26 protein-coding genes and 4 pseudogenes are annotated in these 19,547 nt (G+C 32.2%); 6 read left to right on the top strand and 24 right to left on the bottom strand.

What is annotated here, in order from left to right; all coding sequences use genetic code 11:
- The 19 genes and pseudogenes from J678_RS16915 to J678_RS16850 form a co-directional block, all read right to left on the bottom strand.
- Window positions 1-180, bottom strand: a complete 180-nt coding sequence (locus tag J678_RS16915) for a zf-HC2 domain-containing protein (RefSeq protein WP_002048456.1) — start codon at window positions 178-180, stop codon at window positions 1-3.
- Complete coding sequence (locus tag J678_RS16910; RefSeq protein WP_016804520.1) at window positions 174-794, bottom strand: RNA polymerase factor sigma-70; 621 nt, start codon at window positions 792-794, stop codon at window positions 174-176. Before J678_RS16910 ends, J678_RS16915 begins: the two co-directional genes overlap by 7 nt.
- Window positions 791-1,552 carry a DNA-binding domain-containing protein gene (locus J678_RS16905; RefSeq protein WP_031944665.1) on the bottom strand — a complete coding sequence of 254 codons (762 nt, stop codon included), beginning with the start codon at window positions 1,550-1,552 and terminating at the stop codon, window positions 791-793. The genes J678_RS16910 and J678_RS16905 overlap by 4 nt, the downstream gene beginning before the upstream one ends.
- Window positions 1,503-2,174, bottom strand: a pseudogene (locus J678_RS0104350) (DUF692 domain-containing protein); the annotation flags it as partial. The gene J678_RS16905 and the pseudogene J678_RS0104350, both read right to left, overlap by 50 nt.
- Window positions 2,138-2,449, bottom strand: a complete 312-nt coding sequence (locus J678_RS16900) for a hypothetical protein (protein WP_050675886.1) — start codon at window positions 2,447-2,449, stop codon at window positions 2,138-2,140. The gene J678_RS16900 and the pseudogene J678_RS0104350, both read right to left, overlap by 37 nt.
- Before the next feature lie 236 nt (window positions 2,450-2,685).
- On the bottom strand, window positions 2,686-3,153 hold the full coding sequence (locus tag J678_RS0104345) for a hypothetical protein (protein ID WP_375730932.1): 468 nt from the start codon (window positions 3,151-3,153) through the stop codon (window positions 2,686-2,688).
- Window positions 3,136-3,277: pseudogene (locus J678_RS24035) on the bottom strand (RHS repeat-associated core domain-containing protein); the annotation flags it as partial. The pseudogene J678_RS24035 and the gene J678_RS0104345, both read right to left, overlap by 18 nt.
- 32 nt (window positions 3,278-3,309) lie before the next feature.
- A complete protein-coding gene (locus J678_RS16895) occupies window positions 3,310-3,597 on the bottom strand; it encodes a hypothetical protein (protein WP_017393750.1) in 288 nt (95 codons plus the stop codon).
- Between the two features lie 358 nt (window positions 3,598-3,955).
- Window positions 3,956-4,207 (bottom strand): hypothetical protein, encoded by a 252-nt coding sequence (locus tag J678_RS16890; protein WP_017393749.1) that lies wholly within the window; start codon window positions 4,205-4,207, stop codon window positions 3,956-3,958.
- A gap of 175 nt (window positions 4,208-4,382) precedes the next feature.
- Window positions 4,383-4,712: a hypothetical protein gene (locus tag J678_RS16885; protein WP_017393748.1), complete on the bottom strand. Its 330-nt coding sequence runs from the start codon at window positions 4,710-4,712 to the stop codon at window positions 4,383-4,385.
- Between the two features lie 274 nt (window positions 4,713-4,986).
- A complete protein-coding gene (locus tag J678_RS16880; protein WP_017393747.1) occupies window positions 4,987-5,346 on the bottom strand; it encodes an immunity 22 family protein in 360 nt (119 codons plus the stop codon).
- Window positions 5,347-5,561: 215 nt separating this feature from the next.
- On the bottom strand, window positions 5,562-5,951 hold the full coding sequence (locus J678_RS16875) for a hypothetical protein (protein WP_017393745.1): 390 nt from the start codon (window positions 5,949-5,951) through the stop codon (window positions 5,562-5,564).
- A gap of 146 nt (window positions 5,952-6,097) precedes the next feature.
- The gene (locus J678_RS16870) at window positions 6,098-6,304 is read right to left on the bottom strand and encodes a hypothetical protein (protein ID WP_308205990.1); all 207 of its coding nucleotides are present in this window, start codon (window positions 6,302-6,304) and stop codon (window positions 6,098-6,100) included.
- A 331-nt stretch (window positions 6,305-6,635) separates the two neighbouring features.
- Window positions 6,636-6,848 (bottom strand): hypothetical protein, encoded by a 213-nt coding sequence (locus tag J678_RS16865; RefSeq protein ID WP_017393743.1) that lies wholly within the window; start codon window positions 6,846-6,848, stop codon window positions 6,636-6,638.
- 472 nt (window positions 6,849-7,320) lie between these two features.
- Window positions 7,321-7,692: a hypothetical protein gene (locus J678_RS16860; protein ID WP_017393742.1), complete on the bottom strand. Its 372-nt coding sequence runs from the start codon at window positions 7,690-7,692 to the stop codon at window positions 7,321-7,323.
- Between the two features lie 23 nt (window positions 7,693-7,715).
- A pseudogene (locus tag J678_RS16855) lies at window positions 7,716-8,192 on the bottom strand (RHS repeat-associated core domain-containing protein); the annotation flags it as partial.
- A 90-nt stretch (window positions 8,193-8,282) separates the two neighbouring features.
- Window positions 8,283-8,648 carry a hypothetical protein gene (locus J678_RS23240; protein ID WP_017393740.1) on the bottom strand — a complete coding sequence of 122 codons (366 nt, stop codon included), beginning with the start codon at window positions 8,646-8,648 and terminating at the stop codon, window positions 8,283-8,285.
- 1 nt (window position 8,649) lies between these two features.
- Window positions 8,650-9,231, bottom strand: a pseudogene (locus J678_RS23235) (polymorphic toxin type 30 domain-containing protein); the annotation flags it as partial.
- 318 nt (window positions 9,232-9,549) lie between these two features.
- A complete protein-coding gene (locus tag J678_RS16850) occupies window positions 9,550-10,110 on the bottom strand; it encodes a TetR/AcrR family transcriptional regulator (protein ID WP_031956035.1) in 561 nt (186 codons plus the stop codon).
- Between the two features lie 688 nt (window positions 10,111-10,798).
- On the opposite strand from J678_RS16850, the gene J678_RS16845 reads away from it, so the two are divergent.
- The 3 genes from J678_RS16845 to J678_RS16835 all read left to right on the top strand — a co-directional run bounded on the left by J678_RS16845 (window position 10,799) and on the right by J678_RS16835 (window position 12,974).
- Window positions 10,799-12,046 (top strand): serine hydrolase, encoded by a 1,248-nt coding sequence (locus J678_RS16845; RefSeq protein ID WP_031956032.1) that lies wholly within the window; start codon window positions 10,799-10,801, stop codon window positions 12,044-12,046.
- Window positions 12,047-12,181: 135 nt separating this feature from the next.
- A complete protein-coding gene (locus J678_RS16840) occupies window positions 12,182-12,526 on the top strand; it encodes a hypothetical protein (protein ID WP_031956031.1) in 345 nt (114 codons plus the stop codon).
- Between the two features lie 19 nt (window positions 12,527-12,545).
- The gene (locus J678_RS16835) at window positions 12,546-12,974 is read left to right on the top strand and encodes a GNAT family N-acetyltransferase (RefSeq protein ID WP_031956030.1); all 429 of its coding nucleotides are present in this window, start codon (window positions 12,546-12,548) and stop codon (window positions 12,972-12,974) included.
- A gap of 95 nt (window positions 12,975-13,069) precedes the next feature.
- On the opposite strand, the gene J678_RS16830 is transcribed toward J678_RS16835, so the two are convergent.
- The 3 genes from J678_RS16830 to J678_RS16825 all read right to left on the bottom strand — a co-directional run bounded on the left by J678_RS16830 (window position 13,070) and on the right by J678_RS16825 (window position 15,079).
- Entirely contained in the window at window positions 13,070-13,528 is a 459-nt protein-coding gene (locus tag J678_RS16830; RefSeq protein ID WP_002054486.1) for a hypothetical protein, read from the bottom strand.
- Between the two features lie 249 nt (window positions 13,529-13,777).
- On the bottom strand, window positions 13,778-13,972 hold the full coding sequence (locus tag J678_RS23230; RefSeq protein ID WP_031956029.1) for a hypothetical protein: 195 nt from the start codon (window positions 13,970-13,972) through the stop codon (window positions 13,778-13,780).
- Between the two features lie 156 nt (window positions 13,973-14,128).
- Window positions 14,129-15,079 (bottom strand): 3-hydroxyacyl-CoA dehydrogenase NAD-binding domain-containing protein, encoded by a 951-nt coding sequence (locus J678_RS16825; protein ID WP_031956028.1) that lies wholly within the window; start codon window positions 15,077-15,079, stop codon window positions 14,129-14,131.
- A gap of 244 nt (window positions 15,080-15,323) precedes the next feature.
- On the opposite strand from J678_RS16825, the gene J678_RS16820 reads away from it, so the two are divergent.
- On the top strand, window positions 15,324-16,022 hold the full coding sequence (locus J678_RS16820) for a DUF1826 domain-containing protein (protein WP_031956027.1): 699 nt from the start codon (window positions 15,324-15,326) through the stop codon (window positions 16,020-16,022).
- Here J678_RS16820 and J678_RS16815 read toward each other — a convergent pair.
- Window positions 16,019-16,504: a hypothetical protein gene (locus J678_RS16815; protein ID WP_031956026.1), complete on the bottom strand. Its 486-nt coding sequence runs from the start codon at window positions 16,502-16,504 to the stop codon at window positions 16,019-16,021. The genes J678_RS16820 and J678_RS16815 overlap by 4 nt on opposite strands.
- A 224-nt stretch (window positions 16,505-16,728) precedes the next feature.
- Here J678_RS16815 and J678_RS16810 point away from each other — a divergent pair, with 224 nt between their 5' ends.
- Entirely contained in the window at window positions 16,729-17,757 is a 1,029-nt protein-coding gene (locus J678_RS16810) for a MerR family transcriptional regulator (RefSeq protein WP_031956024.1), read from the top strand.
- Window positions 17,758-17,834: 77 nt separating this feature from the next.
- On the opposite strand, the gene J678_RS16805 is transcribed toward J678_RS16810, so the two are convergent.
- Entirely contained in the window at window positions 17,835-18,047 is a 213-nt protein-coding gene (locus J678_RS16805; RefSeq protein WP_002054492.1) for a cold-shock protein, read from the bottom strand.
- 753 nt (window positions 18,048-18,800) lie between these two features.
- Between J678_RS16805 and J678_RS16800 the strand changes: the two genes are divergently transcribed.
- Window positions 18,801-19,523 carry a GMP synthase gene (locus tag J678_RS16800; protein WP_017393738.1) on the top strand — a complete coding sequence of 241 codons (723 nt, stop codon included), beginning with the start codon at window positions 18,801-18,803 and terminating at the stop codon, window positions 19,521-19,523.
- The last annotated feature ends 24 nt before the right edge of the window (window positions 19,524-19,547 follow it).

The raw sequence follows: 19,547 nt of genomic DNA, 5'->3' as shown, positions 1-19,547 counted from the left end.
TTAGCCATCCAAATTTTTAAATGCTTTAGAAAGCTGACTAATTGTTTTGATCTGTTTTGCATAACGACGGCATGATCGGCATGCCAATAAATGTAATTGCAAACTACTTTGCTCACGTAAAAACAAAGGTCTATCTTGTTTCTCAGACAAAAGTTGAGTGGCTTGTCGACATGTCAACATGAACAATCCTCCTTCAATAACCATTTATTTTCTAAGCATTCGCGTAATCGGGTACGACTTCGATACATCAACACATTAAAGTTGGAAATAGATAACTCTAGCTTGCTACAAATCTCATTAGAACTCAGCTCTATCACTTCTCTCATCATAAAAACTTGAGCATATTTGGCTGGTAAATGATCTAAGCAAGCTTCAAAAATTATCCAAAAATCTGACTGCTCTATCATTTCTTCAGGGCTTTGCCATGCTTGAGGTGCTTCATATTTATGCCAGTGTCCTGAAGCATCAAATAATTCATCAACACTGAGTTCACTTTCTTCGTCTTTAAATAATTCAGACATGGCAACCAAGCGCGACTTTTGCCGAAGTACATCAATAATTTTATTTTTTAAAATAGAAAATACCCATGTTTTGAACGCAGCTCGCCCTTTAAATGAATCTAAATGTTGAAAAGCGCTCGTTAATGCTTCTTGCACCACATCTTCAGCTTGCGGAAGTGAGGACAACTGTAAAAAAGCAAATTTAATCATTTGCTGCCTTAAATCTTGTAAAAACGCTGGGCTATGCAGTTGATCCCCTAGGTCGTCATGATGTGATGCCGCGGCCGAAGTCATCCTTGTACCTCTTTAAAATCATGGGGAATTTGAATTAATTGTAGTCGAGTTAAGAGGTTTTTGAGTTCTTGAATTTGCAGATAAATTTCAGGCTCAGACAAGTCAGTGAGTACAGAATGAATGAGTGTGAAAATATCATGGTCAGTTAACGCTATATTTTTCGTTAACTGTTCAATCAGCATAGCAAACAAAGGTGAAAGCTGTTCAATACATACTTTATCTTGTTGATCACGCCAGACCATTATTGCACTTGGTGCAAGTTCAACTTGTTCTAGCGTCATCAAAGTCGTCCACGTATAAACGGGATATTGATAAACCAGTACCCATACTTTAGTGGTTAACTGCCAAGTACAATTTTCGTGTAAAACATCATTTTCAATTTCAACAGTATCTAAATACAGTTCAAGCCATTCAAACTGCAATAATTCAGCCAGCCAAGGATATTCTTGCAATATCGGATGCTGTTGCTCTGTTAAATACTCTCTAAATTCTAAAGAAATATCATTGTATAAAGGTGAGCGACTCTTAGCTTTTTGAAAGAACTCTAACAGCAATTGTTGCCACTTTAATTCTGGCAACATCGCACGAGCTACCGGATAAACTAACTCAATAAATGAGCTGACATTATTAAAAAGTAAGTCCCGATAAATTTGCATTCGTTGAGCAGGAAGTGCTTGAGGTAATTCCAAATCAGGATCACGAATCCAGTCACAAAACTGTCGTTGCATGGTTTGGAAGGATATTTGATTTCCCTTCATAGCCACTCTCCTGTTGTTGAATGAGTTTAATTTTGGCGAGTTCCTCTTCTAATTCTTGCCATGATGGAATATTAAAGTCGCGTTCCAATAATGTCGGTTTTATTCCACATACTTGATAGGTATATCTCAATAGCTCCCAAACACGGTCACAAACTTCTGCCCCATGGGTATCGATTAATAAGTTCTTCTGAACTTTTTCATGCCCAGCAATATGTAAATAACGGATTCTTTCTTTTGGCATTTTCTGGATAAAACCAAATGCATCGCTACCATGATTGATACTGTTGACATAGACATTATTTACATCAAGGAGCAAATCACAGTCTGCATGTTGAATCACTTCACGGATAAATTCAGCTTCACTCATTTCGGCATTCGGCATTAAATAAGTAGAAACATTCTCTATAACTAATCTTTTTCCTAAAATATCCTGCACACGTAAAATACGTTCAGCCACATATTTAACAGCGGCTTCTGTCATCGGTATGGGCAACAAATCGTATAAATAGCCGCCATCATTTGTATAACTTAAATGTTCAGAATAAATTGGTACATCATATTGTTCTAAAAAGCGTTTTATTTTACCTATAAATTCGAGATTAAGTGGATGCGGCCCTCCAATGAGCCTTCAGAAGCATTGCCTAACTGCTTTTCAGAAAACTTAAATTTTGATGCCACAGAAGCATAATCTTTCTTAAGGGTTTGACCTGTAAGCTCACCTAACTCTTTCACTTGTTCAGGCTTTAAAATCTGGTGTTCAACTGCCTGATTGACCATTACACATGCGGTGGTCATCGCATCATAACGTGCGGCAGTTTTAGAATAACCTAGAGCACCCACTACACCACCAACAATTAAACCGACTACTACAGCCAAAGTTACATGCATTTTATTCATTTTAAATACCTAAAAAATTTTAACTCAAGACGAGCACATTAAGAGTTTGTGCTCAAGTAAAATTAAGATAACTGCTTTTATTTGATATAAAAAGTTAGATTCTGTCAGTTTTATTGATAGTTGAGGTATCTGTTAAATTTCAAAAAACTTGTTGTGATTGCTTTGAGCTAACGTCAAGACTATACAGTACTTCTAAAAAATAAAAGCCTAGTTAAAGTACTAAGCTTTTAAATTAATTAATTTTCATCTAAATATTCTATAAATTTTCTCTTAAAAAAATTAAGCCACTCATGATCTTCTTTTAGATCAGTTTCATAATCTACTGTTAAAAGAAAGACTTTTAACCTTAAAAAAATATAATATTTATCTTGTTTATAATTATAACTATCTATCTCCTTCCAATTACTTTCATTAAGCTCATTAAATATATTTAATATTTCTTTTTTATCAGAAACATTAAATAGTTTTTCACTCATTAAATCTAAAAAACTATTGATATAAATTTCCAAATTTTGATAACAACTTAAAAAATTTAATACTTCATAGTTACTATAATTACTTGTTAACTCCAATATTTTTAAGGATTTTTCTATTATATCTACATTTCTCATTTGACCACTCACTAAAGCTATATCAGCTGCATCTTTTACTTTTACATAGTGAACACCTAATTCTAAGCGTTTATTTAATCCTAAAGGATTAATCCAATCTATTAGTTTAGATGTATAAACATAACCATTGAATCCTCCCAATAATCCAACAAGGTATTTGGAAACAAAAACGCCCTACATACGGTGAATAATAACGATAACGGTTGTAATATAAACCCTGTTTCTACTCTACACATGTTCTATAATTATTTAATCTTCAATTAAATAATTATATATTTCACCAAGCCATTTCAAAACATCTTCATTATTTTCAAAATAAATATTTGATAGTTGAGATATATATTTATAATCAATCATTTTTTTTATTAAAATTTCTTTAAACTCTAATTTTAACGAGTCTATTTTTTCACTCTTTGCTACCTTTTTATAATTTTTTACTACCTCCTGATATGTGATATCCTCATAATCTAAATCACTAAACCATGCACCAAGAAATTGATACGTTATAGGAAAATTACTTTCAAAATTATCTATCATTAATAAACTCCTATTGTGGATGTGAAGTCAAAATTGTATATTTACCATTACCTGTAGTTGTCAGCAGAACTTTGGCATCATATTTATCACTTATAGTTGTTTACGTTCTATCAAGTCCCTCACCATTCACATCTATTCCATTTCCTATTACCTTTTTATTACCAGAATACAATTTCTTTAAAAATATTATTTGTCATTTCATCAATAATCATAGATTAAATACATCCTTTAGGGTTATAGTATTGTAACATCCATGTCTTGGGAGGATGGATATTTAATTGATAATTAAAGTTGATTTCTAAATTTTTCGAAAATTCTATTGGATGATTAAAGATAACCTTCACAAGAATTCTAATAATTACTTCAGATTTTCAATAGAATTTATTTTTTCTATAATCTCATCTTTAATAAGTGAAAATTCTCCCTCTTCGCCTGCATCCATTCCAATCAATTCATCAAGCAAATTTTGCAACTCCTCACTGAGTTCTAAATAATCCATATCAAGACGAATTAAATATACTTCTTTAGCAACTATCCGATAATCAAATATTTTATTTTCTAAAATTAAATAAAGCTTATCTAATACTATTTCATCAATATTACATAACATTATAGAAATATCCTTTTTATAGCTTATCTGTTTTAATTCGCTTTACTTTAATCTATATTTAATTTTATTGATGGATATAACTTTAACAAAACATCATGAGTTATACCAAATAATCCGCATAGAAATCAGTTATTATACTAAATATCTTATAAGTTAAAAAATATAAATTTAGTATCTATTCTTCTTTCCATACATCTTCGTAACCCTGTTTATCTATTACAAATCTAAAACCTTCTTCTAATGCTAAATAAGGAATAACTTCGGGAAGATAGTTTTCTAAATGAGATATATGCATTGGTTTAAAGAAATCATCATCTTCAGAAAATTCTCCACAATAGAAAAACCATGAGATATTTTCTCCTTCTTCAAGTATATTACGTATTCCTGTAATTGGTATTTTTCCCAATGATTCTAAAGCTACAGCAACCATTTCATTTTCCGAAGGTTTCACAAACTTAGAATTAAATTTTTTACATATGTTTTTTTGTATTTCAATTACAGACATATTTACACTTAAAACCCTAACTTCTTGTTTTGATGCATTTATCAATGCTTATTACACGCTACGCTCATCATATTACCTCTTGGTCTCTTTACCTATATCTAGTCTTTTATTTATGATTTGACAATCAATCTCTTATCCCCCTTCAAAGAAGAGGGAATTTCTTTATTAACTAAATATTTAACATAACTAGACTTTTGCTAAAAATTTACTAACAAGTAGATAACAAATAAAAGTAGAATTTACTATAATTAACAATAAATTCAATCAACGTAAATTAATCCCACTCATATTCACCAATATAGGTGAGCGTATTATATTTTTTATCTTTACTTACTTTAATTGGATCATCCCCCCAATAATAAAACATAGCATTAGCTTTATTAATGCCTTTTTCCAAACAGTCTTTTAGCATCTTTTCATGATGTTCAGGCTCTGGAGTTTCTTCAATGATAAACTTTAAATCATCTACTTCTTTATCAAAATGATATCCCATAAAGTCCTGATCTAGCCAATCCAAACCTACCTCTTTACAAAATTTTGGCAATCCTTCGGAATCATCAAAATAATACCAATACTCTTGTTGATTTATCTCAGTTGATCCTAGCCAAAGATGAAGTTTAGTTTTAAAAGACATTACAGCTCACTAGTTAACACTATATATCAGAGTCTTCAAAAAAGTTAGATTTAGCTTTTCCCGTTTTACATTCACCCAAGCTTTATATTCAGCTTTCCAAATCATTTTAACCTTGGGAAGCACATCATCTCCTGATGATGTAACTAAATGACAATGATATTACGAAAAAGCTATTACATAATAATCTATCTAATTTAATGATATTTAATAGTCTTCTAACCCTCTCCATCATAATAAACAGAAATACCCTGAAATATCAATCCACTCAATTCTACAGAAAAATTAAATTTCCCATTTTTTGACTTTATAATAATGCCATTATCAGTCTTTTTAACATTTAATTCTTTATAACCATTAAGCAACCACTCAGTTATCAAAACATCTCCAGATATTTTACCTTTAGTCTTAATAACAACAGTATTATAGTCGACCCCCCAAACCCCATATTTTTCAACAGAAATATCTGGTTTTTTATTCACATGAAAGTCGATATCACAGTACCCTGACAAGTCAATACTAAATCTCCCTATTAAGATAGAGGAAGTTATATCACCAGAATACAATTTCTTTAAAAAAACATTATTAGTCATTTCATCAATAATCATAAATTAACTACATCCTTTAGGTTTATAGTATTGTAACATCCATGTTTTAGGAGGATGGATATTTAATTGATAATTACAGATGATTCAGATTTTTTTCGAGAAATCTATTAGATGATTAAAGATAACTTTCACAAGAGTTCTAATAGTTACCTCACATCTTCAATAGAATTTATTTTTGCTATAATCTCATCTTTAGTAAGTGAAAATTCCCCCTCTTCGCCAGCATCCACTCCAATCAATTCATCAATCAAATTTTGTAAATCCTCACTAAGTCCTAAATAATCTATATCAAGATGAATTAAATATGCTTCTTTAGCAAATATCAGACAATTAAATATTTCATTTTCCAAAATTAAATAAAGCTTATCTCATACTATTTTATCAATATTACGCAACATTATAGAAATATCCTTTTTATAGCTTATCCGTTTTAATTCGCTTTACTTTAATCTATATTTAATTTTATTGATGGATATAACTATAACAAAACGATCATGAGTTGCACTAAATAATCTGCATCGAAATTAGATATTCTTTTAAATATCTTGTAAGTTAAAAAATATCTCAATTTAATTATTAATAGTAAAATAAAGTCATCTATATTTATAGTATAGATGACTTTCAAAAAATTAAATTATTCATACATTGTAGCCGCTTATAAAATTTTACCCAAAATTTTCCAGTCTAATTGATTATTTTTTCCAAAGCATCATAATCTCTTACATTTTCAAAATATCCATCCATATCATCCACCCAACTATTAATCCCCTCAAGATAATCGGCTAAATTATCATTTTCCCATTGATTTGTTGAAAGATCATTCACTAACAATTTTACAAATTCCAAAAAATCTTCTTTAGTATTGATTTTTTGGACTTTCTCATTCAATTTATTCACTATTTTACCGCCGTAGATTGCCCATTGCCTAATTTTAACCTCATTGAGGTCCCATCATTTTTAGTTGACATTTTTCACTTTTGCTGGTCCACTTCCTGAGCAGAATCCTATGTAATTAGCATATATTTCTTTGCTAATTTAAAAGCAGCTAACCGTCTATGATGTAATGTCCAAATTTTCAAGAAATAAAGTATTAAATATTTTTTAATATCTAATTTTATTGATTAATCCATTTATTCCTTTAAAAATTCATCAACTTTTTCATATTTTTAAAGCTTATCTATAAATTTCTTAAATTTGTTTAAGTTTTATAATTAATTCTCTTAATTTAAAGGAAAAATAATTAAAATAAACTTAATAAAAAATCTTCACACCCCGTAAGAATAATAACATTTCTAGCTTTATAATTTAAAAAAACACTAATTATAATAATGCTTTTTTAAATTTTATTCTAAAAACTCTTAACAAAAATTTATTTTAAAAAAGTATGACCTTTAGCATATATTTCAAAACAATGATCATAAGTCCATAACAAGTATACATTTAACCCATTTTTATCATAGTTTGCATAATCAAAATTCGAGTTAGATTTATCAGAATATAAGTGTTCGAATTCATCATATTGAAACATCTTAAAATTATTTACATTAGTTAGCATTATTGAAAATAATCTAGAGGTTTTAAAATTTTTACCTTTTTCATTTATTTTAATTTGGCTATATGTCAAGTTAAGCTCTAAGTTATTAACATGAGGATTAAATTTCAACTCATTTAACCAAAAATCTGTACGAGATGAAAGTATTCCAAATTCTGTATTGATTGGTAAAAAAATTAGTTGTGACATATCGTTTTTCCTGCATCATTTGTTTAGAATCTACGTAAAGTAGCTTCTTTTTGTATTTCTTCTAGAGTAGCCCATCTTGTATTTACTCCAACTTTAGCCTGTTTCGCAGCAGCTAATCTCCTATTATCAAGCGAATATACCATATTACTTTTAGCGCCTTGCTCCAATAATTTTGCTTGAACATTTTGTGGAAGATCTTTAAATCGCACTAATCTAATAGGATCAACTTTTGCGGCATAAGATGGATCAGCTTGTAATCTATGTGCCAGACCATTAACATTTTCCCCATTTCCAAAATTAGGACTATAACCATTTTGGCTATATCTAATTGTTTTGGGTGATTTTATACGTTCTAGCCCTAATGGATCAATCCACTCCATAGGATTCGGCACATAAGCATAATTATTATATTCTCCCAGTAATCCAATCGGGTCTTTGGAAATAAAACGTCCTACATACGGTGAATAATAACGATAACGGTTGTAATGAAGACCTGTTTTATTAAAAACATTATTTTATGATAATAAAAGAATTATAAATTGACAGCTTTTTTAATTATAAATAGCTGTCAATTTATAATTCTTTTAACATTAAATATCAAATAAAATTTCTTCTAAAATTTCCTTAGATTCTTGATCTAACTCATGGTTGCCATGCAATTTAAGATACTGTTCATTTAATTCTTTTTTATCTACAGAAAAACCAATATTTACAGTATAGATATAAAAATCATACATAACAGATAATGCTTCTAATCTATTTTCTTTATTTGGGTTGTGAATATATATATATATTAAAATATTCCAAATATTAGTTAAAATTTCATTTTCAAATATTTTTTCAGTCAAATAAGGAGAAAATAAATCTGAAATCCCACCTAACTCCTCAAACAAAGATCCTGTATTTAAAGAATTTTCCTTAAGACTCTTTAATTTATCAAGAATATTAAACTCCATATTAGTTTCCTCCTGGGAATACCGTTGGTTTTTTAATAGGGATATGTACATCATTAATTTTAACTGGATCATAACTTGGACTATTAGAGTTAAATATTCCAGGTGGATGATAATTCCCATTTACATCCATACTTTTTTTACCATCCATTACCCTAACTATCCAACCATCCTTTGCATTTGCCCCATCTGGTGCATGAGCATCAGGTCCATGTATTCGGACAGTCTGGGTTGTTCCTTTATCTGTTGACCACTTATATTCATATCCATAATCATCAGTTGTACCTGCTGGTGGAGTGAGTTTACGTCTTTTAGCATCTTGAGGAATACTAATTAAATCAGTTCCATCTTCTTTTTTAATTGTATTTCCAATTAATTCACAGGTTAATCCAAGAGGATCAACCCATACTATTGGATTTGGTGCATATGCATATACATTATCTCCACCCAGTAATCCAATCGGGTCTTTGGAAATAAAACGTCCTACATACGGTGAATAATAACGATAACGGTTGTAATGAAGCCCTGTTTCTTGGTCGAAATATTGTCCTTGAAAACGGATATTATTACTGATGATCTCAGAGTCTAACGGAGCAAGATCAAATAATTTTTTAATTTTTCTATATTAAGCCTTATTTATAAAGTATTAATTATTAAAAATAGACCAATAAATCAATTACTTAAAATGTATAAGCAATAAACAAACTTATACATTTCATTTGTCAGGTTAGATTGCAAAAATATCACAATCCTATGTTATATATAGCATTTTTTAATTTCAACATAAGTATTCTTTTATAAAAAAATACATCTAAAAATATTTTTATTGATAGATTTATTCTAAAATAATTTAGAAATTTTAAATTATAATTAGAAACAATTTTTAACATTTCTTAACATTCCTTTAAGTCTGACTAAAATGTATTAAAACTCGCTCAATTCTTCCTTCTCTTACATCTGAATTATCTGAACTTAAAAGCTGAATAATGGCGCCTTCAATCATATATAAAAACAATTTTGCATCATAAAATGAAGCATCAGTGTTAACTATTCTAAGCTGGCTATAAATTTCATTGGTCAGCCAAGTTCTGTATTTAATAGCGATTTGGTAAGCGTTTGAATAAGTATTCTTAGTTTCAAAAATGGCTTTAAATAATAGATAGTACGGCCCTTCTAAATCGATATGTAAGTTATATAGTTTATTGAGTTTATCTGTCACGCTTGTGTTGTGGTCATATTCAACCATTGCAACGACTTTGTCTTGTAGCCGTTCTTTTTGTACTAATAGACAGATTTCAATAAACCGCGCTTTGGACTGAAAATAATGATAAAAAGTCATTTTTGTAATTTCAGACTCTTTCACAATTCTATCTACACCGACAAGGTGGAATCCGTGATGGTGAAATAAATCAATTCCCTTATTTACAACTTTTAAAGCACGTGTAGAAAGTACTAAAGGTGACATAGTTTTACCGTTATAAATTCTTGTTGTTTCTAAACGAGATACTTTTTTGGGAGAAAAAAAGGCACAGCAAAGCCGTAAAGACTGTGCTTGGCACATCTCAAGTTTTATTGTTGATACAAATTTTTGAGCCGTAATGACTTAAAGTCTGAAAACCCTAAAGGTTATCAAACTGTTTAAAGATGATTTAAGTGGTGTCGTTATAGCTTTTGGCATGGGCTGCCAAGAAATAATGGATGTGCAAAGCCAACTCCTTTTTATTGGGAGTTCTGCCAGACATTAAAATTATGGTGGCAGAACGAAAGGGGGTTAGCAGACTGGCCGAAAAAACCCAGCACACCCGAAGGTGTCCCCCTCCCGTTCCGCCGCAGAGGGGGCACGAGGGTTCGTCACTAAAAGATTGCTCTTTTAATGCTTTTCGGAACGGTCTGCTAAAACCGACTGGCAATGTGGCCAGCAGGCAAAGAATAGTGTCCAAGCCTCTTGCCGTCAAGCACACAAAATGACATTTGCTTTAAATTAGATCATTAAAAAAGTAAGGCTAAATAATTTAGCTTTATTATTAAAATTTGGTTTATAAAATCGAAGAAATTTATATAGATATATGATTTTTGATAGGTCAAAATGAACGTTTATTTTTAAAGACATTTATAAAAAATTATAGATGAGACCGAGTATAAGAGGACATTGAATGAAGAACTTTCTAACTAAGAAAATGTACGCGTCTAGAGCTTTATTTTTTGCTGTAGGCGTTATGGCTTTAAATGTGTCCCCTATTGTTGTTTCTACTGCTCATGCAGCAGCAGAACAAAAAATAGATACTTTATCTAGTAAGCTTTCATCAATTTTTGCAGATAAACCTATAGAAGCTTCTTTATTTAGCTCTCAATTTTTAGGACAAGTTTCCATAACACAAATTCAAAAAATCGTTGATGATTTAAAAGCCTCTTTAGGCACTCTTAAAAGTATTAATGTTTCTAATGGTTCAGGAACGATTGATTTTGAAAAAGGAGAATTACCTGTTTCAATTAGCTTAGATCAGCAAGGGCAAATTAGTACCCTTTGGTTTAGCGCGCCTCATTTTAAGGCAGTAAGCTTAGATGAAACAGTCAAAGGTTTACATGAAAATGCGGTGGGCAAAACTTCTCTTTTAGTTGTTGTAGATAACAAACCTATTGTTGTTGAAAATGATAAAACCCCTATGGCTGTAGGCTCGACTTTTAAGTTACTCGTTTTAAAAGCATATGAAGATGCGATAAAAAAAGGCGAATTAAAAAGAGAAACTATTGTTTCTTTAAAAGAAAAAAATCGCTCATTACCAACAGGAGTTTTACAAAACCTACCTGCTGGTACACCTGTAAATCTCGAACTTCTCGCGCAGTTAATGATACAAATTAGCGATAACACAGCGACCGATAGCCTTATAGAGGTATTAAAAAAGCCTCGCATAGAAGCGTTGTCACCTAGAAACTCTCCTATGCTGACCACACGAGAACTATTTCAACTAATTGATTCGAATAATGAACAGCTCAGAAATAAGTTTAAAACAGGTACAAAATCGGCTCGTTTAGAAGTGCTCTCTGAGCTAGATAAACTGCCATTACCAAGTGTGAGTAGCATTGGAAAATCGGCTACTTGGCAAGATGCTGAATGGTATATGTCAGCCAATGAGATTTGTCCTCTTCTTGAAAGTGTTCAAGATGCGCCTGCTCTGAACAGTTCTTTAAATCCATTATTTAAAAATTTAAATTGGCAAAAAATTGGTTTTAAAGGTGGTTCCGAATACGGCGTGATTAACTTTTCAGTGATTGGAAAAACTCAAAAAGGTCATAAAGTTTGTGCAGTATTTACCGCAAATGGAAGTGAGCCACAACCTGAGTCAAAACTAGCAATATTATTTACAGGCTTACTTCAAGCAGTTGATTCTATAAATCCTTAACTATAAAGACCCATCATGACTAGAAGGCATTTAGCAACGCCTTATGATGAGCTGTATTTGATTTGGAGTTATTCAGGCATTCGCGTACAGTAGTTGTGGAGAAATTTATTATTAAATAAGTAGTTGGTGATTAAGATGTCATTAATTATACCCGTAGCAGTGGATGAGGGAGCGTTAGAAGTTCTTTGGTATAGCCTTTTTGAAAATATTGAAGATATTATTCAATGGTGGAAAGAGCAAGAAAGTATTGATATATATAAATATAAGACTGACTTAGAAGCCACTGAGGCTATTCTATCAAATGGCAAAATAGTTACTGTTAAAACAGAAGAGCAATATGATCTCTACTATGCAATAAGTGCAAAAACAGAAACTGTAACGCTCATGATCGACACTGACTATACCTCGTGCTTATCCTATAAGGGAAAAAAGTATTTCCATAGAGGAAAGCTTCATTTTTTACCCCCTCCTTTAAATTAATGGTACTAAAAAAAATATCATGGAAATTTTATTAAGACTTGCTAACGCTACCGATCTCAAAGCTATAAACGAACGTTATGCCGAGGTTGATTTTGTACCATCACATGAAGATGAACTTATTGTACTAGCTTCTATTGGTGAGAAAATTGTTGGTCAAGGTAGAGTTGTCTCGATTGACTCAAACAGCGGTGAACTCGGTGGAATTTATGTTTTTCCTGGCAATGAAGGGTTAGGAATTGCTCGTAAAGTGGTCGATTTTCTAATTAAAAACTCGGAATTTTCCAAGCTTTACTGTTTACCCTTTGCTGAACTGGAAGGCTTTTACGGATCAATGGGTTTTAACCCTGTAAAAGATATGGTTCAGGTTCCCAAAGCTGTACTCAAAAAACATGAGTGGTGTAATAGTAATTACGATAAACCAGTTTTACTTTTACAAAGAAGTGAATGAGGTAATACCCATAAAAAAAACCGCCCCAGAAGGCGGTCGCTGAGTATAACCAGCAGGTATATAGAAGTATGGTGGACGAATACTTCTATATTCTTTTATGAAGGAGCTTTATTAGATTTCATAAAATCTTCAGATTTAAAATAATTAATGATCATATCTGCATGCTCTTCTTTTGGAGGAGCAACTGTCACAGGAAGTGATTCTTTAGACATTTTAAATCCGTGTGGGATTAACTGTGAAATTGGCGGGAATTTAGGTTTTCCTCCTTCTGTAACCCGCTCAATAAAACTGGCTAACCAGAGTAAATACTCTCCTTCATTTTCAAACTTTGGCATTACACTTACATCAACTTTAACCTTGCACTCACTAAGCGGTTTAGTTAATTGCTCATCAAAATCGATATAATTAAACTTAAGTTTGAATTCAGTTCCTTTAATGGCCTTACGAATCTGACTGATTAAACAATTCAGATTTTGTGTAAGGTCATTGGTGAATAAGTCATCTTTTTTAATATTCTTATAAACCTTTTCAGCCACGGCTAAATATTTTGGCATTTTTAACCTCCTCAATCTCAATTGTTAAGTTTTGATCTTAAAATGATTTATGGTTCTGATTATGGTGAAACAAATGTTAAGGAGTGAAATGTTATTATTGTTGAATGTAAGTAGTTAAAGCTTTCTGTAAGTTGCACCAAAAAAAACACCGAAAAAAATTATGGTTTTGTTAAATCCTCCGCAATATTTTTTAAATTATTCTCTTCTTTTGAAACATTTATTTTCAATTAAAATTTACCATTTGGTAAATTAATACAGTCTCATTTGCTGATCGCGTCTTACCAGTCCTAAAACTGATCTACGCACTCTAATTTCTTCTTCAGAAAATGGCAGATGTTGTTTCAACTCATCAATAGAAAGAGAATTATTTTCTATTAAAAAACAGTCTTGTTCGGTCGTCCATTGAGAAATTACCGATTCAGTTTGCTTGTAGTAACGTTTCATATGTCCTAGTAAATTGATGAGGCTAAAAAGCTTACAAATAGAACAGGCTTTTTAGTTTTCTAGCAGAAAGAAGAGTAAGAATACTACCGAAATACACAACAATAGAAAAGCCAAACATCACAGTAAAGCATTGTTTGGCACCTGTTAAAAATTAGCTTAATCCAACTTTAATTGCTGTCTCAGCTTTAAAATATCGACCAACCCTTTATCTCTTTTTTGAGATAAGTCGATATGTTTATAGTGGCTTAAAAGCTCTTTCGTTTGTGCTTCTAACACCTCTGTAGTCTCATCAGAATGCTGAAACGTCTGCATATCATTCCACCATTCGGTCATAGGTGGCCCCAAGTGATGAATTGCCTCTTTAAAACCCTTCTGGTTTGCAAGTTCCATATTTATATAAGGGCCAAATAATGCCCATCTCAGCCCTGGCCCACTGGTAATTGCGATATCAACATCTTCTGCTGAACACACACCTTCTTTAACCAGTGAAAATGCTTCTCGCCATAATGCTGCTTGCAAACGGTTTGCAACATGACCTTTTACTTCTTTATTTAAAATAATCGGATGCTTACCCAAACTTTGATAAAATTCGGAAGCTTTCTTTAAAATTTGCGGATCTGTTAATTTTCCACCGACTATTTCAACCAAAGGTAATAGATGAGGTGGGTTAAATGGATGACCTAAAAAAATACGCTCCGGATGAGTTGCCTCTTTTTGAAAATCAGAAACTTTTAGACCAGAAGAACTTGAGGCAATCAACGTTTTTTCTGGACAATATGACGTGATGTCTTGATATAACTTTTGCTTTATGTCCAAACGTTCCGGTGCATTTTCTTGAATAAAATCGACATCGGTTACTGCATCTTTTAGGTTGTTATAAAGCTCTAGATTTGACAAAACGTCTTGTAAATGACGGCTAGGTTGCGTTTGTAAATCTAAATCGCTTAAATCTTTCAAATTTGCTTGTAGTCTTTTTTTAAATAACTGTTCATCTATTGGGTAAGGGTCATATACCTTTACTTTAAAGCCTTTATATAAAAATAAAGCTGTCCAGCTTGCACCAATGACACCGACACCAACCACACCAATTGTTTTAATTTCTTCCATATTTTCCTCGCGAACCTATTGCTTTTAAGACTTCCCTTTTTGACTTATCCAATTATAAAAATGTCGACTTCTCATCTTTTCTCAGTTCATCAAAGCCATTTTATAATAGGTAAACTGAAACTAAAGATCATATATTTATTGTACTTTTCTTGCATTTCAAATGCTGAAATTGTGGTTGAGCATTACAGCTCCATAAGCGCTAAACGTGTATGATTAGCAGGTTTTTGAGCGATTTAATTTTAATATGACCAATACACTTTTTGAGCACAAACAAGTTGAAGTGGTAACTACTTTTGCTGAACTTGTAAATACACAGTTTCAGGGGGATAAGAACGCTATTTGTTGGGCCAGAAATTTGGCAGGCGACTTTAAAGAAATTGTGGCAAAACTTCAGTTAAAAGAAAATATTACTGAAATTTCTATTGAAGACTTGTTAGCACTGCCGCTTTCAGAACAAGGTGATTTGGCTCGAGACATTATTTTAAAGGACATACAGCTCTTAACTAATATAGGTGCATCACCTGTACTGAACTTACTTAAATATTATGAGCGTGATGATGAGCTAGATTTTATTTCAACAGATGTCTATTCATTTCACGTTGATCGCTCCCCTATTGAAACCGATACGTTCTTATGTACTTATCACGGCGCAGCTAGCGATATTGTGCCTAATGATCAAGTTAAACAAAAAGTTTTAATTCCAGAAATTAGAGAAAAGCTTAGAGCTTTACACGACGGGTCAGAAGCCGAATTTGAAAGCTTTTTAGCAGAGTATTTCTTTGATTTACATTATCAGCCTAAACCCAATGCACAACCTATAAATTTAGGTACGGGACACTTGTGGCGTTTGGCGGTAGACCATCCCACTCAAAAGGTTTTACCGTGTGTGCATAGAGCACCCGTTGAAAATGGCGGTGAATATCGGTTGCTGTTGATTTGTTAAGTATTACCACTTAACCACTGTAAAAGATATTTATTAGAATGCTTATATTTTAAAGCTGACAAAAAATCATTCAAGAAAGCTCGCAACATTTTTAATAAATCTGATTGACTGACATTTTCAACATAGCTAGGTGTCCAAGTTCCATCATGACTTTGCCCATAGCAAGTATAATTTCCTTGATTAAATTTAAATAAAATTTCTCTATTTATTCCCTGCTCATATAAATCAACTGAACAATCAGATCCTAAATTTATTTCTCTTATACAAGCAGGTAATTGCTCTAAAAAAACAACCAGATCAGTTTCGATATCTACAGGCCAAAGCTCATTTGAAAAAGCCTGAATCTTAAACTGATTGAGTTTATTCTTAGAAAATTCAGCACAAATGTCAGCCAACACACTAATTTCATTGTCATATTCATCATCGTATTGTCGCAACTGCGTAATATCTAGTTCTGTTATTAGTTCTAATTGAATTAACATACCCTTTTATTCCTGAGTTACTTCAATACTGGATGAGAGCTTTCTTATATCATTCATCTTTTATAGTAGACGGAACTACTTTTATGGCGTTAATTATAGACCTACTCAACATAGTAACTTACCCCAATCCAGCAAAAAATTAAAAATATTGAGCTAAAGTAGTTGACCCTCACGTAACGTAAGCCCCTAGCATAAAACACGCCTAAGGAAGAAGGAGCAAAAAGATGCTGTTAAAAGTTGGTGAATTGGCTAAGCAAACAGGACTTACTGTCCGTGCTCTTCATCACTATGACGATATCGGTTTACTTCAGCCTTCGGTCCGTTCCGATGCCGGTTATCGACTATATACCCGTAAAGACATTACCCGTTTGCATCAGATTCAAGCATTACGGGGACTGGGAATGTCGTTAGCCGAAATCCATACGGTTCTTGAAGACCCCAATCTTGCACTTCTACCAATTATTGATCAGCAGATTCAAGCAATAGATCAGAGATTGAACGAGCAAAAGAATTTGCGAAATCAACTCAGCAAATTGAAATCTCAACTTATAAGTGGTGAAGAGCTTGGATTGGAGGATTGGCTAAAAACACTGGAGCTTATAGCAATGTTTGAGAAATACTTTACAAAAGAAGAGCTTGAAAAACTTACTTTCTTACAAGCAGGTACTAAAAGTCATCAAGAGTGGCAAGAATTAACACTGGCAGCAAATGCATTATTTAATGCAGGTGAACCATTTAACAGTGAAGCAGCTCAAGATTTAGCACGAAAGTGGATGAAAACTCTTGAGCATAATACGAGGGCTAACCCAGAATGGCTTGTTAAATTAAATACCATAAATTCAGCCGAGCCTGAATTTCAGGAAAAATTAGGGGTAACACCCGAAGTTGTTGAGTTTTTACTTCAAGCGTTTTCTGAAAGTAAGCTGAGTATTTTTGCCCGTTATTTATCTGATGATGAGTTTAATTTTCTCAAAGAAAATTATATTCGTGAGATGAAAAAATGGCCTCAATTATTGGTCGATATTGAAAAATTGATTGATGCCGAGGTCAAACCAGATAGTGAAGGCGCGCAGCGTTTAGCGAAACAATGGCTTGCTATGTTACAAGGGTATGCTGGCAATAACCCAAGTACTCAAGCAAAAATTCGTACTGCAATGCAAAATGAACCAAACCTTGCTGACGGCACTTGGCTCAAACCAGTTACTCTACAATTTCTGGAAAAAGCCGTAGCAGCCTTAATGCGTAGTGCCTAGTTGTAAGGAAAAGCTAAATCTTATTGACAAAAAAAAGCCCTCTTTAGAGGGCTTTTTTATTTATTCTACAGAAATAATTACTGTGGAATAATGTTAGTAGCGCTAGGGCCTTTTTGACCTTGCACAACATTAAAAGTCACACGTTGACCTTCATGTAAAGTTTTGAAGCCAGAAGATGCGATTTCTTTGAAGTGAGCAAAAACGTCTGGACCTGAATCTTGTTGAATGAAACCGAAACCTTTAGTTTCGTTGAACCACTTAACTGTACCAGTAGCTGTGTTGTTAGACATGATATACATCCTATTGAATTTTAAGAACTTAAAGTCATGAGACATGACGGGTTTAACTTGGAAAAAATAACGAATTGAGCTTAAGATCTTAAAAACGGAGGATTATGAATAAAGCTTCGATACTAAAAGAGGATTTACTAAACTAATAAGTCTTTTTTCTAGTTAAGCTAATTATACACTAAAAAATCACTTATACAAACATTTTATATGAATTATTTATTACGGTTATTCTAAATATTTGTTTACATCTGTACAAATAATTACACATTATTATCTAAACATATAACATTTTATTTGTTATGTAGACTTTTAAAAAATGATATTTATAATTAATTAAAAGTTTGATTTACACTCTCTGTGTTTATTAATTACAATAACTTAGGCTATCTATCCGCCCTCCTCTATAATATGCATTAATATTATTAGTATTTAGATCTATTCCATATCTTTTCATTTCACAAATATAGGGCAACATAATAATCTTTTAAAACTTTATTAGAATAAATATAAATCACATTAAATTTAAAATAAAAATTCTAGTCTTTAATATATTTTAACCAATTCCGTTAAAACTATGTTTAAAACATATAGGCTCCTGCCAAATTTATTTAATTTAAACACTCCCTACTCTCACTGGACCATATAACTTTAAAAAACTGGATGTATTCATTAGGCCATAAGCTTCGTAACCTATAGATGGCTTATATCTAGCAATGAATCTATCACTACACTCTTTAAATTTTGAGGACTATTATGCGCCTACATTTTATTGTTCATGAAGATTTTGAAGCACCGGGTGCATATGAAATTTGGGGGCAAACTAATAACTTTGAAATGAGATATTCAAGAGTGTATTTAAACGAACAATTACCCTCTACAGTTGAACATATTGATTTTCTTATTGTGATGGGTGGTCCACAAAGTCCTGATACGACAGTTGAAATGTGCCCTCATTTTAATTCGCTCGCAGAACAAGCTGTCATAAAGAAAGCTATAGAGGCGAATAAAGTTGTGTTAGGTATATGTTTGGGTTCACAACTCATTGGTGAAGCTTTGGGTGGACAATTTGAACATAGCCCTGAAAGAGAGATTGGTAAGTTTCCTATCATGCTGACTGAGTATGGTGTTAAAGATTCTCTATTTTCACACTTAGGAAAAATGACAGAAGTTGGCCACTGGCACAATGACATGCCCGGGTTAACAAGCGATGCCAAAATTATTGCTTTTAGTGCAGGTTGTCCGCGACAAATCGTGGAGTATTCGAAATTAGTCTATGGCTTACAGTGTCATATGGAGCTAACGCCTGAAGTCGTTGAATTACTTATTCAACACTCAGCAACTGAACTCGACCAAGCCCCTGCTTATAAATTTGTTAATACCCGTGAGGAATTGAGAAATCATGACTATCAAGAAATGAATCAAAACTTGTTTATTTTCCTAGATAAATTAAAAGATGAGTATTTAAAACTTAACTAAATCACGGCAAAGCCCTTTTAATAG

The sequence above is a fragment of the Acinetobacter sp. 1424608 genome (assembly GCF_000588255.1).
In the GTDB taxonomy this organism is placed as follows: Bacteria; Pseudomonadota; Gammaproteobacteria; order Pseudomonadales; family Moraxellaceae; genus Acinetobacter; species Acinetobacter nosocomialis.
The sequence above is the reverse complement of the archived record's forward strand: the minus strand, read 5'-3'. Positions and strand labels throughout refer to the sequence as shown.

Excerpts from the sequence above, each read along its gene's own strand:
- J678_RS16915 (WP_002048456.1), bottom strand. The coding sequence starts at position 180 with ATGTTGACATGTCGACAAGCCACTCAACTTTTGTCTGAGAAACAAGAT.
- J678_RS16910 (WP_016804520.1), bottom strand. The coding sequence starts at position 794 with ATGACTTCGGCCGCGGCATCACATCATGACGACCTAGGGGATCAACTG.
- J678_RS16905 (WP_031944665.1), bottom strand. The coding sequence starts at position 1,552 with ATGAAGGGAAATCAAATATCCTTCCAAACCATGCAACGACAGTTTTGT.
- J678_RS16900 (WP_050675886.1), bottom strand. The coding sequence starts at position 2,449 with ATGAATAAAATGCATGTAACTTTGGCTGTAGTAGTCGGTTTAATTGTT.
- J678_RS16895 (WP_017393750.1), bottom strand. The coding sequence starts at position 3,597 with ATGATAGATAATTTTGAAAGTAATTTTCCTATAACGTATCAATTTCTT.
- J678_RS16890 (WP_017393749.1), bottom strand. The coding sequence starts at position 4,207 with ATGTTATGTAATATTGATGAAATAGTATTAGATAAGCTTTATTTAATT.
- J678_RS16885 (WP_017393748.1), bottom strand. The coding sequence starts at position 4,712 with ATGTCTGTAATTGAAATACAAAAAAACATATGTAAAAAATTTAATTCT.
- J678_RS16880 (WP_017393747.1), bottom strand. The coding sequence starts at position 5,346 with ATGTCTTTTAAAACTAAACTTCATCTTTGGCTAGGATCAACTGAGATA.
- J678_RS16875 (WP_017393745.1), bottom strand. The coding sequence starts at position 5,951 with ATGATTATTGATGAAATGACTAATAATGTTTTTTTAAAGAAATTGTAT.
- J678_RS16860 (WP_017393742.1), bottom strand. The coding sequence starts at position 7,692 with ATGTCACAACTAATTTTTTTACCAATCAATACAGAATTTGGAATACTT.
- J678_RS23240 (WP_017393740.1), bottom strand. The coding sequence starts at position 8,648 with ATGGAGTTTAATATTCTTGATAAATTAAAGAGTCTTAAGGAAAATTCT.
- J678_RS16850 (WP_031956035.1), bottom strand. The coding sequence starts at position 10,110 with ATGTCACCTTTAGTACTTTCTACACGTGCTTTAAAAGTTGTAAATAAG.
- J678_RS16845 (WP_031956032.1), top strand. The coding sequence starts at position 10,799 with ATGAAGAACTTTCTAACTAAGAAAATGTACGCGTCTAGAGCTTTATTT.
- J678_RS16840 (WP_031956031.1), top strand. The coding sequence starts at position 12,182 with ATGTCATTAATTATACCCGTAGCAGTGGATGAGGGAGCGTTAGAAGTT.
- J678_RS16835 (WP_031956030.1), top strand. The coding sequence starts at position 12,546 with ATGGAAATTTTATTAAGACTTGCTAACGCTACCGATCTCAAAGCTATA.
- J678_RS16830 (WP_002054486.1), bottom strand. The coding sequence starts at position 13,528 with ATGCCAAAATATTTAGCCGTGGCTGAAAAGGTTTATAAGAATATTAAA.
- J678_RS23230 (WP_031956029.1), bottom strand. The coding sequence starts at position 13,972 with ATGAAACGTTACTACAAGCAAACTGAATCGGTAATTTCTCAATGGACG.
- J678_RS16825 (WP_031956028.1), bottom strand. The coding sequence starts at position 15,079 with ATGGAAGAAATTAAAACAATTGGTGTGGTTGGTGTCGGTGTCATTGGT.
- J678_RS16820 (WP_031956027.1), top strand. The coding sequence starts at position 15,324 with ATGACCAATACACTTTTTGAGCACAAACAAGTTGAAGTGGTAACTACT.
- J678_RS16815 (WP_031956026.1), bottom strand. The coding sequence starts at position 16,504 with ATGTTAATTCAATTAGAACTAATAACAGAACTAGATATTACGCAGTTG.
- J678_RS16810 (WP_031956024.1), top strand. The coding sequence starts at position 16,729 with ATGCTGTTAAAAGTTGGTGAATTGGCTAAGCAAACAGGACTTACTGTC.
- J678_RS16805 (WP_002054492.1), bottom strand. The coding sequence starts at position 18,047 with ATGTCTAACAACACAGCTACTGGTACAGTTAAGTGGTTCAACGAAACT.
- J678_RS16800 (WP_017393738.1), top strand. The coding sequence starts at position 18,801 with ATGCGCCTACATTTTATTGTTCATGAAGATTTTGAAGCACCGGGTGCA.